Source organism: Neisseria animaloris, assembly GCF_900637855.1.
Classification (GTDB): Bacteria; Pseudomonadota; Gammaproteobacteria; order Burkholderiales; family Neisseriaceae; genus Neisseria; species Neisseria animaloris.
In genome coordinates, this window is record NZ_LR134440.1 from 854207 (window position 1) to 867792 (window position 13586).

Below are 13586 nucleotides of genomic sequence, written 5' to 3' on the forward strand. Positions count from 1 at the left end.
GTTCCGGTTATAACAAACGCTTTTTACACTTTTCCGGAGGCCGTCTGAAAACCATGCTTTCAGACGGCCTGACGGCTTTCAAAACCGGCCGAAGCAAGCTCAAAGCACAAGAAGAAATGTGCGGCAAACAATGCTCTGCAAAATACCTGCCAATAAAAAAGCAGGCACAAGCCTGCTTTCCGATACTATTTCACATGACGCAGATAATTGAGCAGCAGCGGTACCGGACGGCCGGTTGCACCTTTTTCTTTGCCTGATTTCCATGCGGTTCCGGCGATATCCAAGTGCGCCCACGGGTAATCTTCGGTGAAGTAAGACAAAAACACTCCTGCAGTAATCGTGCCTGCACCGGGCGTGCCGATATTGGGAAGATCGGCAAAATTGGATTTAAGCTGTTCTTTATAAGTGTCGAACAGCGGCAACTGCCATGCTTTGTCATCGGTATGTTTGGCCGCGGCAAGCAAGCTGTCGACCAGTTTCTGATTGTTGCCCATCACGCCACTCACGTCATGGCCGAGTGCCACAATACATGCGCCGGTAAGCGTGGCTACGTCAACCACCGCTTTAGGTTTGAACTGTTCAGCATAAGTGAGCGCATCACACAAAATCAAACGGCCTTCCGCATCGGTGTTCAGTACTTCGATGGTCAAACCTTTCATGCTGGTTACAATATCGCCCGGTTTGTTTGCACCACCGGAAGGCATGTTTTCACAAGTCGGCACAATGGCAATCAGATTAATCGGCAGTTTCAGCTTGGCGGCGGCACAGAAAGTACCGATAACGCTGGCTGCACCGCACATATCGTATTTCATTTCATCCATATTCAGGCCGGGCTTCAGGGAAATGCCGCCCGAATCGAAAGTGATGCCTTTACCTACCAGCACGATAGGAGCTTCGTTTTGGTCTTTTGCGCCGAAATAAGAAAGTTCAATCAAATACGGTTTCTGTTTGCTGCCTTTGGCTACCGACCAAAACGCACCCATGTTTTTCTTGATGTAGTCTTTATCGAGAATTTTTACCGATGCGCCCACTTTTTCGGCTTCTTCTTTGGCGGTTTCAGCCAAAAATTTAGGCGTACACTCATTGGGAGCCGCATTACCGAGGTCTTTGCAGATGTTTACACCGTGAATCTGCGCTTCGGCCACTTCCAAGGCCGTCTGAACGGCTTGGGTGTGTTCGGCACAGAAAAACACCGCTTTTTCCAATTTGGCCGGTTTGCTTTCTTTTTTATAGCGCTCGAAACGGTAAACGGCATTGCCGAAAGCTTCAGCAAACACTTCTACCACTAAAGCAGCATTTTTTTTATTGAACGGTGCCACGCACACACTTACCCGTTCTTGTTTTTGAGCCCAAGTAGCTGCTTCCGATGCAGCTTTAGCAACTGCATCACGCTGCATATCCTTCAAACGGACAACGGCAACCGCTTTCAAACTACCTTCTTCGGATGTTTTGGTTTCGGCAAACACCTGATCTTCCTCCAATGCACCGCACAATAATGCGGCCACCGGATTATCACTATTCTTGCTGCACGGGCAAGCATCTTCACAGATGTAAAGCAATGCGCCGGCTTGGTTCGGCTGCAATTTTTCAGCTTTTATGCTAAATTCCATGTTTATTCTCCTAGTTGAAGCGGTGATTTAAATGGATTTTTTCAGACGGCCTTCAGTATATTATCCGAGGCCGTCTGAAACATATGGTTCGATTGTACTCCATATCCGGCCATTCGGAACACACCAAACGGCAAGCCCCGTTTCCGGCTCTAAAGGCCGCCCGAAGCCCTTCCCGCATGAAAAAGCAGCATATTTTTATGATTTATCAACGTAATTTTATTAAAGAGCTTTCATTTACTGCAGTCGGCATTTTTGTAGTACTGTTGGCGGTTTTGGTGTCTACACAGGCCATCAACCTGCTGGGGCGAGCTGCAGACGGCCGTGTGGCTATTGATGCCGTAGCGGCTCTGGTGGGATTTTGGGTTATCGGCATGACCCCGCTTCTTTTGGTACTGACGGCCTACATCAGTACACTGACCGTACTTACAAGATATTGGCGTGACAGTGAAATGTCGGTTTGGCTTTCCTGCGGTTTGGCACTGAAGCAATGGATACGTCCCGTATTGCAGTTCGCCGTGCCGTTTGCCATCCTGATTGCTGTGATGCAGCTTTTCATAATGCCGTGGGCCGAGCTGCGCAGCCGTGAATTTGCCGAAATCCTCAAGCAGAAACAGGAGCTTTCTTTAATCGAAGCAGGAGAATTCCGCACGCTGGGCAAACGCAACAGGCGGGTATATTTCGTTGAAACTTTCGATGTCGATTCAGGCATTATGAAAAATCTGTTTCTGCGCGAACACGACAGCAAAGGCAACGACAACATTATTCTAGCCAAAGAAGGCACTTTTTCTTTAAAAGAAAACAAACGTACGCTGGAATTAAGCAACGGCTACCGTTACAGCGGCACGCCCGGCAAAGCCGACTATAACCAAGTATCGTTCGAACACCTCAGCCTGATCATCAGCACCGTGCCGAAAATCGTCGACCCGATTTCCCACCGCCGCACCATTCCGACATCCAAACTTTTCGGCAGCGACAATCCGCAATACCAAGCCGAATTGATGTGGCGCTTGTCTTTGCCCATCAGCGTATTGCTGTTGAGCATACTGGCCGTGCCGCTTTCCTATTTCAACCCGCGCACGGGGCACACTTATAACATCTTGATTGCCATCGGCCTTTATCTGGTTTATCAAAACGGCCTCACTTTTCTGCGCAACGCCGTGGAAGACGGCAAACTCAATTTCTGGGTCGGGATGCTGCCCATGCACATTCTCATGCTTGCTATCGCCGTTATTCTGCTGCGCGTACGCAGTATGCCGGCGCAACCGTTTTGGCAAGCCTTGCAAAACAGTATGAAAGGCGGTGTGAAATGATGCTGCTTACCCGCTATCTTATCCGCCAACTCAGCGTGATGTCGGTATATGCCCTTCTGGCATTTCTCGCCTTATACAGCTTTTTCGACATCATCGGCGAAGTGGGCGACATCGGCCAAGGCAGTTACACCGGTATCAAAATGATGCAGTATGTGCTGATGCAGATGCCTGCCCATGCTTACGAATTGATGCCGCTGGCCGTCTTAATCGGCGGCTTGGTCGCACTCAGCCAACTGGCTTCCGGCAGCGAACTTACCGTGATGAAAACCAGCGGCATGAGTACCAAAAAACTGATCACCGTTTTGTTCCAGTTCGGTTTGATTTTTGCAGTGTTAACCGCACTGCTGGGTGAATGGATCGCACCCTCGCTCAGCCAACGTGCCGAAAATCTCAAGGCCACCGCCGTCAACGGTAAAATCAGTACCGGCAGCCAAGGTTTATGGCTGAAGGAGCAGGATAACATTATCAATGTGCGCGAAATGCTGCCCGACCACACTCTGCTCGGCGTAAAAATCTGGAAACACAACGAAGCCTTCCGGCTTGCCGAAGCCATAGAAGCAGAATCCGCCGTATTGAACGACGATAACAGCTGGCAGCTTAAAAACGTGCGCCGCAGCCTGCTCGAAAGCGAACAAGTACGCACCGAAATCCAAGCCGTGCAAAAATGGCCGGTCGAGCTGCAACGCAACCTGCTTGACGTGTTGCTGGTTAAGCCCGAACAGATGTCGGTATCGGCCCTCACCACCTACATAGGCCATATGAAGGCCAACAACCAACAAACCAAAACTTATGAAATAGCATGGTGGCGCAAATTGATGTATCCCGTTGCCGCCACCATTATGGCCTTGGTCGCACTGGCATTTACGCCGCAAACCACCCGCCACGGCAACATGGGCTTGAAGCTGTTTGCCGGCATCTGCTTGGGGCTTGCTTTCCACTTCGCCGGACGGCTGTTCGGCTTTACCAGCCAACTCTACGGCGTTCCTCCCTTCATCGCCGCCATACTGCCGACGGTACTCTTCGGTATCTTAGGTGTTTATCTGATACGCAGGCAGGAACGGCGTTGAAGGAACAAAAAGCCGAGAGGCCGTCTGAAAACAAGTTTTCAGACGGCCTCTCTCATAATATAACCTACGCTTTCGGTTTCCTGCGCTCCGCCATATTTCGACCGATTGCCGCCAATTGATCCTGCGGCACAAACTGTTTGCCCATTTCAAACAGCGATTCTTCAAGTGCCAAATGGACATCGTAACCGGCAGTGAAACGTTCCAATATTTCCCGATCAGGTCTATAGTTTTTATCTTTTTGAAGTTTGGCAAACTCTTCGGCCAATGCGGCCCAATTCTGATGCAGGCTTTCATGTTGCTGCAAAAGGCGGTCGACACTGTCTTGTGCTTGCGGAGCATGTTGCAGCAGCAAGGGAAAGAAATCCTCTTCTTCGTCTTGATGGTGCAGCGGCGCGGCGACATTGAAATACTGGGCAATCTGCTTTACCGCCTGCAAAACAACATCATTGCAGCCGTTTTCTTCAAGGTAATCCGGTAACATTTTTATCTGCCCGCAAAAACGGCGGACTTTTCCGTGGCAGGCATACAGCATTTCTACCGGTTCGGCAAAAGTTATGCTGCGGGTATCGAAAAAGTTCATGGTCGGCTCCTTGATATATCGGCAAACATGATAACGCTTTTCAGGCACGGCTGTAACCTGCACACTGTTTTCAGACGGCCTTCCTTACTCTTATGGTTTCGCCTTACGGCAAAATACCGTAAGATGCTGTCTAAAATTTATCAGGATGCTTCGATATGCCGCTTTTCCAAACCGAACCTGCCGTTCCTTACACGCAACAAAATAAAACCGCCGTGCTGCTGATTAACCTCGGTTCTCCTTCTGCACCCACCGCCCAAGCCGTCCGCCCGTATCTACGGGATTTTTTATCCGACCAACGCGTTGTAGAGCTGCCCAAATGGCTTTGGCAGCCGATTCTGTATGGCTTGGTATTAACATTCCGCCCAAAGAAAAGTGCACACGGTTATGAAAAAATCTGGTTTCCCGAAGGTTCGCCGCTAACGGTGTACACCCAACGGCAGGCAGCTGCGCTATCTGAAAAACTACCTGATGTCATTGTGCGTTATGCCATGAGCTATGGCGAATCAAATGTTGCGCAGGTGCTGTCCGAGCTGAAAGCACAAGGGGTTACGCAGGTTTTGGCGTTGCCGCTGTATCCGCAATATGCGGCATCCAGCACCGCCGCCGCTTTGGATAAGGTATTCAATACCCTATTGCGGCAGCGCTATCAAATGAGTATACGTACCTTGACGAGTTTCTATAACAATGCCGGCTATATTGAAGCCATGAAACAGCACATTCAGGCTTATTGGGCAGAACATGGCCGTGGCGAAAAATTGATGCTGAGTTTTCACGGCATTCCGCAGAAACACCATGACGACGGCGACCCTTACCCGCTCCAATGCCGGCACACCGCCGAACTGCTTACGCAAGCATTAGGCTTAAATGAAAACGATTATATCGTGTCGTTTCAGAGCCAGTTCGGTAAAGCAAAATGGGTGGGACCGAGCACACAAGATTTATTCGACGAACTGCCCAAACAGGGCGTTTCCAAACTGGACGTATTCTGCCCCGGCTTTGTCAGCGACTGCTTGGAAACTATGGAAGAAATCGCTATTGCAGGGCGCGAGCAGTTTCATGAGGCAGGCGGTGTGCAATACCACTATATCCCCTGCCTCAACACCCACCCCGCTTGGATAAACGCATTGGCCGATTTGATTGAACAACATTTACAGGGTTGGCGCACTTAACCCATATCGCCATCATAAACCTTGAGGCCGTCTGAAAACATATTTCAGACGGCCTCAAGGTTTATTTCTTGCTTAAGGTCAGCCCTGTCCAACCGAACAATAAAGTCAATATCAAACATAGATAACAGAAAAACGCATAAGGCAGGTAACTCCACACCGGCACGCCTAAGGCTTGGCTGATAAACACACCGCATACGCTCCACGGTACCAGCGGGTTAACCACCGTACCGGCATCTTCCAAAGTACGCGACAGATTGCGCGGGTGCAGGCCGAGTTTATCGTACACCGGCTTGAATGTTCTGCCCGACAGCAGAATACTTAAATATTGCTCGCCGATAAGTACGTTCACCCCCACAGCGGTAACGGCCACACTGAATGTGGCCCGTCCCGCCGTGGTTAAAAACTGGCGGATGCCTTCAAGCAGGCTTGGAATCACACCCAATGCAAACAACAACCCGCCCAAACTCAAGCCCAGAATCACGATGGTTTGTGTAAAAAACATACTTTCCACGCCGCCGCGCGAAACCAGGCGGGCAATATTTTCAAAGTTACCTTCAAGTTTGAAACCACCGTAGAACCAACCACCCAATTTTGCCAAATCAGGTGAGCTGTGGAAATAAGTAACGATTAAAGCGGCAAATACGGTGGCAATCATAGCAACGATGGCATTCACACGCTTTATGGCCAACACCACCAACAAAGCAAACGGTATCAGCGAATAGCCGTGCACCAAACCCGAAGCGGCAAGCTGTTCGCGGAAAACCGACGTATTGCCCAAATCTTGCGCTGCTACCGCAGGCAGCAGCCACAACAAGAACGCAGCAGTCATCAACCATGCAGGAATCGTGGTATAAGCCATATTTTTGATGTGTTCAAACAAATCAATACCCACAATCGAAGCCGAAATACCGGTGGTATCGGAAAGCGGCGACATTTTATCTCCGAAAAACGCGCCTGAAACCACCGCGCCTGCCGTCATTGCCAAATCTGCATGGAAAGCCTCGCCCATGCCGATAAAAGCCGCACCCACCGTGGCACAAGTCGTCAAACTACTGCCGATAGCCACTCCTATCAGCGAGCTTAGAACAAATGCAGAAAGGTAAAAATACTGTGGAGAAATCCAGCCGAAACCATAATACATCAACGTAGGAATAGAACCGCTCATCATCAAAGCACTAACCAGCAAGCCGATAAAGAAAAACAGGTAAATCGCGCCCATCCCTTGGCCCACCGAATCAACCATCCCGCGCTGCATATCGATATACTTCACTCCGCGCAACAAGCCGTATACCAAAAGCACCGTAATCGCAGTAATAATCGACATATGCGGCAGCCAGCCAAGTGAAATAATGCTGTAACCCATAGCGGAAACCAATAAAACCACCACCAAAAACGCTTCCCAGCGCGGCATATTTAACAGCGGTTTGAAACCGAACATGTTGCCCATCCTTTTTTATTGATATGCTCACCTGAAAAAGCCGTGCGGTTTTTCCGCGGTGCACTTTTGGAAACAGAAAGCGGCACAAAACCGCTTTCAAAAAGTGTTATTTTACAGCAAATAAACTTAATTTCTGCTACGGCACTGCGCCTTAGCTCGAAGAGAACAATTTTATCAACCGCTAAAGCAGCAACAGAAGCAGCCGTACTACTTGTACCGTCTGCGGCTTGCTGCCTTGTATCAAAAATAAGTTTATTTGCCATATATTATTGCTTACGGTATCAAACCGAACAGTTTGAACCCGATACCGTAGCGGTTGTAAAACCGATATTCCGTATCAATGCCGAACCGATCTTGTTACCGCTTCGGCAGTTTGCAAAACCATTCTTTTAAACCCGAAAAAGTTAACGAAGTATGAAACATCGGGTTCGATAACCATAAAAGAGCGTAGCATCATAACAGATCAATCAAACAGGCCGTCTGAAAACATTTCAGACGGCCTGTTTGAATTTTACTGAAAACCACTATTACGCTTCGTCGGCACGGAAACCTTTAACCGCAAAGAATACAATATACAGATAACAGATGGCGGAAACGAAGAACGATACCAGCAAACCGATATGGTCGGCAAAGAAACCTTGAACCACCGGCACAATCGCACCGCCCACAATCGCAGTACAGATAACACCTGAAGCCGCACCGGTAAATTTACCCAAACCTTTGGTTGCCAACGAGAAGATAGTCGGAAACATGATTGAGTTAAAGAAACCGATTGCCAGCAACGCCCACATAGACACTGCACCTCCACCTGCCAGAATAGCAATGGTAATCAACGACACTGCCATTACCGCATTGAAAGTCAGGTATTTGTTCGGTGTAATTTTATTCATCACGGCAGAACCCAAGAAACGGCCCACCATGGCACCGCCCCAATAGAGCGACAGATATTTCGCGCCCGTAGCATGATCCAAACCGGCGGTTACTTCCATCACATTAACCAGCAAGGAGCCGATAGATACTTCGGCACCTACGTAACAGAAAATAGCCACTGCGCCCAACACCAAGTGTTTGTATTGCCATACGCTGGTTTTACCGTCGTGATTGTGTTCGGTTTCCGCCTCAGCAATTTTACGTGCATCGGGCAATCTGATCATTTTCACAAACACCGCCAGCAATACCAGTAAACCCGCCAAACCCAAATACGGAATCTGTACGGATGCCACTTGCTCCGCTTTGGTCGCCGCTTGGCTGGCATCCGCCAAAATCAATGCGGAGCCCAACAGCGGTGCAATTGTCGTACCCAGCGAGTTAAAGGCTTGCACCAATGTTAAAGTGGCAGACTCTTTACCTGGTTTTGACAGCAAAGTTACATAAGGATTACCCGCTACTTGTAACAACGTTACACCCGAAGCCAGAATAAACAGCGCACCCAAGAAAATCGGATAAGCCTCACTGGAAGCGGCGGGGTAGAACAGCAGACAACCGACGGCCGTCAACAGGAAACCGCCGATAACACCGTTTTTGTAACCTAGTTTCTCTACCACTTTACCCATCGGAATCGACATAATGGCATATGCGGTAAAGAAACAGAACTGAATCAGCATGGCCTGAACGTAATTCAGATCAAAAATGGCTTTCAGGTGGGGAATCAAGATGTCGTTCATGCAGGTAATGAAACCCATCATGAAGAACAATGCGGTTAATACAGACAGAGCGGTATTGTTGTTTGTTTGTGATTGCGCAGACATTGTAATTGCCCTTAAATTTATATGTAATAAAATTTACTTACAAGTGTTAAATTAAAGTTAAACAACTTTAATATGAAAGCTATCTTACTGATATTCTATAGGTTTGCAACTGTTATTTTACTACAATTTGTATTAAATCAAAGGCCGTCTGAATTACAAACAAAGTTTTCAGACGGCCTTTTGTTTCAGCACGTTCCCGGCTTATCGCAGTTGGCATTGCGGTAGAGGCGGATTAAGCGTTCGGTTGAGCTGTCGTGTGGCTGGACGGCGGCTTCCCCCGTCAGCTCCGACAAAATGGTTTTGGCAAGCTGTTTGCCCAATTCCACGCCCCATTGGTCGAAACTGTTGATGCCCCAAATAATGCCCTGCACGAAGGTTTTGTGTTCATACAGCGCAATCAGGCTGCCCATGTTGCGGGGGTTGATTTTGTTCATCAGAATCAGATTGCTGGGGCGGTTGCCGGAGAAGGTTTTATGCGGCACCAATTCTTCGATGCGCGCTTCATCCATGCCCTGCTCTTTCAGTTCGACACGCACTTCGTCGGGCGTTTTGCCGCGCATAAAGGCTTCGGCTTGGGCGAATACGTTGGCCAGCAAAATCTCGTGATGGCCGGGCAGATTGCTGCGTTTTTGCAGCGAAGCAATCAAATCGATGGGCGTAATATGCGTGCCTTGATGCAGCAGTTGGAAGAAAGCGTGTTGGCCGTTGATGCCGGTTTCGCCCCAAATAATCGGTGCGGTTTCATGGGCTACCGCTTGTCCGTCGAGCGTAACCTGTTTGCCGTTGCTTTCCATATCAAGCTGCTGGATGAATTTGGGCAGGCGGTGCAGGTGCTGGTCGTACGGGGCAATGATGTGGCTGCCGCCTCCGTAATAGTTGATGTACCAGATGCCGATCAACGCCAACAGCACAGGCATATTCTGCTCCAACGGCGCATTGAAGAAATGCTGGTCCATCAGATGTGCGCCGTTGAGCATTTCGATAAAGTTCTCTTCGCCCAAATAAAGCATAATCGGCAAGCCGATGGCAGACCACAGGCTATAACGCCCGCCGACCCAATCCCAAAACTCGAACATATTGGCGGTGTCGATACCGAAATCGGCCACGGCTTTTTTGTTGGTCGATACGGCTACGAAGTGCTTGGCTACGACAGATTCTTCATCAGCATATTTCAAGAACCACTCTCGGGCGGTTAACGCATTGGTTAGGGTTTCTTGCGTGGTAAAGGTTTTGGAAGCAATGATGAACAGCGTGGTTTCGGGGTGCACCTTTTCCAACACATCACGCAACTGCGAGCCGTCCACATTCGATACAAAGTGCATTTTCAAACGCGGATGGCCGTAAGGCTTGAGTGCCGTACACATCATCAGCGGCCCCAAATCGGAACCGCCGATGCCGATATTGACCACATCGGTAATCACTTGGTTGGTATAGCCCAGCCATTCGCCGCTGCGTACTTCGTGTGCAAACTCGCCCATACGGCTCAACACGCGGTTGACTTGGGGCATCACGTCTTCGCCGTCCACAAGGATCGGGGCATTGGTACGGTTGCGCAAAGCCACATGCAATACGGCGCGGTTTTCCGTTGCGTTGATTTTTTCGCCGCGGAACATCTGTTTGATGCGCTCCGGCACGCCGGATTCGCGGGCAAGCTGCATCAGCAGAACCAATGTTTCATCGGTAATGCGGTTTTTCGAATAATCTAAAATCAAACCGCCTACTTCCAGCCAATAACGCTGCGCCCGTTCGGGATCTTGCTCGAACAAATCGCGCATATGCAGGCTTTTGGTTGCATCGAAATGCTTCCACAGCTCGCGCCATACGGGTAGCTCCTGCAAGTGTTTCATGATTCTTCCTTATTGTATTCCAAATGTTTGCTGTGAATGCTGCGTTTGCCTTTCTGCAATTGCAGGCTGGCTGTTTCACCCAAACGTAAGGCCAAACCGATGGCAAGAATATCCACTACGACCAATTGCAGCAAACGCGAAATCATAGGTGTGTAAAGCTCGCTGTTTTCCTGGGCGGCAACACTCAAAACGCAATCGGCAAGTTGCGCCAGCGGCGAACCGGCGCGGGTAATCGCGATAACCGCCGCTCCGTTTTCCTTGGCGATGCTCACAGCATCCAGCAATTCGATGGAAGAACCGGAATTGGAAATTACCACCAGCACGTCCTGACTGCCCAGCACGGCCGCAGCCATCAATTGAATATGGGTGTCAACATAAGCAACGGTAGAAATACCGAAACGGAAAAATTTGTGCTGCGCATCATGTGCCACGATGCCTGAATTGCCGACACCATAAAATTCGATACGGCGGGCATGAGTGAGCATGGCAATGGCTTTTTCCAACTCCGCCTCTTTCAAAAACCGGCGTGCGCCGAGAACGGAAGCAGCGGTATTGCCCAATACTTTTTCCACAACCTTCGAAATATCGTCATCGGTATTTAATTCTTCGTGCACATACGGCAGGCCTTCATGACCGATACTGGCCGATAACGCCAATTTGAACTCGGGCAAACCTTTATAACCCAAACTGCGACAGAAACGGATAACCGTCGGCTGGCTCACGGAAGCGCGTTCGGCAATTTCCGCTACCGCTGCATGAACGAACCACTTGGGTTCGGCCAAAGCAGATTCGGCAACTTTGCGCTCCGCTCCTGACAGGTTAGCCAATGATTCACTGATTTTGCTTAACATAAGTATCTGCTCCATTTAAGCCTGTTGTCTGTCCCTCTATCTATATGTGATGGAGCCGACAATTATTATGAATTATATGGTTGAAAAATTCCTATTTGAAATTTTATTCGATATATTGACACAACATTTTGCTGCCGGACAACAAACGGCGGATTACCGCACGGATTTTTGCATCATTCCTACACTGAGCCAATCCGTGCGGTTTCAATGTTGTAAAACAAACCAACCGGGTGATTACACTTATTTATCTTTTTTACCTGCCGCACCGCCGAGTGCCGCAGTGTTATTGCATGCGCCTTGCAAATGGTTGGACAACGCTACCGCCGCACCGTAGATACCGGGATATTTTCCCAACACGATATATACGGGAATAGCTGCCAAATAAGCATCGAAACGGCCTTTGCTCTCGAAACGGGTACGGAACGGCGAATTTTTAAAATAGTCGATAAAACGCGGAATGATGCCGCCGCACAAATATACACCGCCGCTTGCACCTAACGTTAGTGCAAGGTTGGACGATACCGTACCCAACATGGCACAGAAAATATCCAATGTCAGGCGGCACAAAGGCGAAGAACCGCTCAAAGCCTGTTCGCTGATTTCGGCCGGTGTCATTTTCTGACGTTTTACCCCTTCTTTGGCAGACAAAGCCTCGTGAATCAGCGACAAACCCGCACCGCTCAAGAACCGTTCGGCGGAAACGTGGCCGTATTTTTTCTTAGCATATTGCCAAATCATGCTTTCCGCATCGTCGAAAGGAGAAAAGCTCACGTGCCCGCCCTCACCGGCCAGCGGCACCCAGCCGGCATTGCTCGGAATCAATCCGCTCACACCCAAACCGGTACCCGGGCCGATAACGGCTTTAGGTGCATTTTCCACCGGTTTCGAGCCTCCTATCTGCACCAGATCTTCCGCTCCCAATTGCGTAATTGCCAATGCTTGTGCAGTAAAGTCATTGAGCAAAATCAACGTTTCAAAACCCAATGATTGGCGGGTGGTTTCAATGGAAAATGCCCAATGATGGTTGGTCATCTGCACCCAGTCGCCCAAAATCGGGTTGGCAATGGCAATAGCAGCATGGCTGATTTTCGGATTACCCGCACGTTTAAGGTATTCGCGGATGGCATCGACAACCGTATCGTAATCATTACACGGCAGTACCTCTATCTTTTCAATTTTTTGTGGGGAGGTTTCCAATGCAAAGCGCGCATTGGTGCCGCCGATATCGGCTACCAAACGCGGCCATTCGGCAACAACGGTTTTAGTTTGCGTAGTGGACATGGCAATTTACCTTTTCATTATTGAGAATAAAGCTGGTCGGGAGGTTTTTCGAAAGCGCGGCGACGGCCTGATCGAACACGGCTTTTTTCTCTGCGCCTTGAATCGCCAAAAATACTGCGGGCGTTTTCACAATGGCGGCCAGCGTCATGCTCACACGCTCATGCGGCGCGGTAACGGGAGTGGTATGCAGCAACGGCACTTCGTTGGCTAAATCCAGCCCATTGTCCAATTGCGGCGCTTGCGGAAACAGTGATGCGGTATGCCCGTCGCCTCCCATTCCCAACACCAGCGCGTCTGGCTGGCGGTAGTGTTTCAAGGCCGTCTGAACAACGGCTTCGGGTTGCAGATCGGCTGCTTGCCGCTCTGCTTCCACCACCGGAATCCACTCCGCGGCGGCGGCCTTATTTTTCAACAGGTATTCATGTACCAATCCGGCATTGCTGTCGGGGTGGTCGGTAGGAACGATACGCTCGTCTACCAGCGTAACGGCAATATGTGCCCAATCTAAATCTTTTTGCGATAAGGCTTCAAAAAAAGCGATTGGCGAACGCCCGCCTGACACGGCTAAAACGGCATTGCCCCGTTTATCCAGCGCAACTTTCAATGCAGCGGCAACGGCATCGGCCAAGGCGACGGCAGATGCGGCGGCACTTTCGTGATGGTGCCATTGGTAAGCCATGATATT

12 protein-coding genes are annotated in these 13586 nt (G+C 49.6%); 3 read left to right on the top strand and 9 right to left on the bottom strand.

The window, feature by feature from the left end:
• Nucleotides 1-185: 185 nt before the first annotated feature.
• The gene (locus EL216_RS04045; RefSeq protein ID WP_085389468.1) at nucleotides 186-1610 is read right to left on the bottom strand and encodes a leucyl aminopeptidase; all 1425 of its coding nucleotides are present in this window, start codon (nucleotides 1608-1610) and stop codon (nucleotides 186-188) included.
• 197 nt (nucleotides 1611-1807) lie between these two features.
• Between EL216_RS04045 and lptF the strand changes: the two genes are divergently transcribed.
• A complete protein-coding gene (gene lptF / locus EL216_RS04050) occupies nucleotides 1808-2920 on the top strand; it encodes an LPS export ABC transporter permease LptF (RefSeq protein ID WP_085389597.1) in 1113 nt (370 codons plus the stop codon).
• Nucleotides 2917-3987: an LPS export ABC transporter permease LptG gene (gene lptG / locus EL216_RS04055; protein WP_085389467.1), complete on the top strand. Its 1071-nt coding sequence runs from the start codon at nucleotides 2917-2919 to the stop codon at nucleotides 3985-3987. The genes lptF and lptG overlap by 4 nt, the downstream gene beginning before the upstream one ends.
• A gap of 64 nt (nucleotides 3988-4051) precedes the next feature.
• Here lptG and EL216_RS04060 read toward each other — a convergent pair whose 3' ends face one another.
• Entirely contained in the window at nucleotides 4052-4567 is a 516-nt protein-coding gene (locus tag EL216_RS04060) for a hemerythrin domain-containing protein (RefSeq protein WP_085389466.1), read from the bottom strand.
• 155 nt (nucleotides 4568-4722) lie between these two features.
• Here EL216_RS04060 and hemH point away from each other — a divergent pair, with 155 nt between their 5' ends.
• A complete protein-coding gene (gene hemH, locus EL216_RS04065) occupies nucleotides 4723-5736 on the top strand; it encodes a ferrochelatase (RefSeq protein WP_085389465.1) in 1014 nt (337 codons plus the stop codon).
• A gap of 61 nt (nucleotides 5737-5797) precedes the next feature.
• Here hemH and nhaC read toward each other — a convergent pair whose 3' ends face one another.
• The 7 genes from nhaC to pgl all read right to left on the bottom strand — a co-directional run bounded on the left by nhaC (nucleotide 5798) and on the right by pgl (nucleotide 13580).
• Nucleotides 5798-7174, bottom strand: coding sequence for a Na+/H+ antiporter NhaC (nhaC, locus tag EL216_RS04070; protein ID WP_085389464.1), 1377 nt, complete (start codon nucleotides 7172-7174; stop codon nucleotides 5798-5800).
• Complete coding sequence (locus EL216_RS04075; protein WP_085389463.1) at nucleotides 7150-7437, bottom strand: hypothetical protein; 288 nt, start codon at nucleotides 7435-7437, stop codon at nucleotides 7150-7152. The genes nhaC and EL216_RS04075 overlap by 25 nt, the downstream gene beginning before the upstream one ends.
• A 264-nt stretch (nucleotides 7438-7701) precedes the next feature.
• Nucleotides 7702-8922, bottom strand: a complete 1221-nt coding sequence (locus tag EL216_RS04080) for a sugar MFS transporter (protein ID WP_085389462.1) — start codon at nucleotides 8920-8922, stop codon at nucleotides 7702-7704.
• A 185-nt stretch (nucleotides 8923-9107) separates the two neighbouring features.
• A complete protein-coding gene (gene pgi, locus EL216_RS04085) occupies nucleotides 9108-10769 on the bottom strand; it encodes a glucose-6-phosphate isomerase (RefSeq protein ID WP_085389461.1) in 1662 nt (553 codons plus the stop codon).
• The gene (locus EL216_RS04090) at nucleotides 10766-11620 is read right to left on the bottom strand and encodes an SIS domain-containing protein (protein WP_085389460.1); all 855 of its coding nucleotides are present in this window, start codon (nucleotides 11618-11620) and stop codon (nucleotides 10766-10768) included. Before EL216_RS04090 ends, pgi begins: the two co-directional genes overlap by 4 nt.
• Nucleotides 11621-11860: 240 nt before the next feature.
• Nucleotides 11861-12901: a glucokinase gene (locus EL216_RS04095; protein ID WP_085389459.1), complete on the bottom strand. Its 1041-nt coding sequence runs from the start codon at nucleotides 12899-12901 to the stop codon at nucleotides 11861-11863.
• Entirely contained in the window at nucleotides 12882-13580 is a 699-nt protein-coding gene (gene pgl, locus EL216_RS04100) for a 6-phosphogluconolactonase (protein ID WP_085389458.1), read from the bottom strand. Before pgl ends, EL216_RS04095 begins: the two co-directional genes overlap by 20 nt.
• Nucleotides 13581-13586 lie beyond the last annotated feature (6 nt).

Bases quoted from the DNA above. Each gene is read 5' to 3' on its own strand.
- EL216_RS04095 (WP_085389459.1), bottom strand. From the start codon at position 12,901: ATGTCCACTACGCAAACTAAAACCGTTGTTGCCGAATGGCCGCGTTTG.
- EL216_RS04080 (WP_085389462.1), bottom strand. From the start codon at position 8,922: ATGTCTGCGCAATCACAAACAAACAACAATACCGCTCTGTCTGTATTA.
- pgi (WP_085389461.1), bottom strand. From the start codon at position 10,769: ATGAAACACTTGCAGGAGCTACCCGTATGGCGCGAGCTGTGGAAGCAT.
- EL216_RS04090 (WP_085389460.1), bottom strand. From the start codon at position 11,620: ATGTTAAGCAAAATCAGTGAATCATTGGCTAACCTGTCAGGAGCGGAG.
- lptF (WP_085389597.1), top strand. From the start codon at position 1,808: ATGATTTATCAACGTAATTTTATTAAAGAGCTTTCATTTACTGCAGTC.
- hemH (WP_085389465.1), top strand. From the start codon at position 4,723: ATGCCGCTTTTCCAAACCGAACCTGCCGTTCCTTACACGCAACAAAAT.
- EL216_RS04075 (WP_085389463.1), bottom strand. From the start codon at position 7,437: ATGGCAAATAAACTTATTTTTGATACAAGGCAGCAAGCCGCAGACGGT.
- EL216_RS04060 (WP_085389466.1), bottom strand. From the start codon at position 4,567: ATGAACTTTTTCGATACCCGCAGCATAACTTTTGCCGAACCGGTAGAA.
- EL216_RS04045 (WP_085389468.1), bottom strand. From the start codon at position 1,610: ATGGAATTTAGCATAAAAGCTGAAAAATTGCAGCCGAACCAAGCCGGC.
- nhaC (WP_085389464.1), bottom strand. From the start codon at position 7,174: ATGTTCGGTTTCAAACCGCTGTTAAATATGCCGCGCTGGGAAGCGTTT.
- lptG (WP_085389467.1), top strand. From the start codon at position 2,917: ATGATGCTGCTTACCCGCTATCTTATCCGCCAACTCAGCGTGATGTCG.
- pgl (WP_085389458.1), bottom strand. From the start codon at position 13,580: ATGGCTTACCAATGGCACCATCACGAAAGTGCCGCCGCATCTGCCGTC.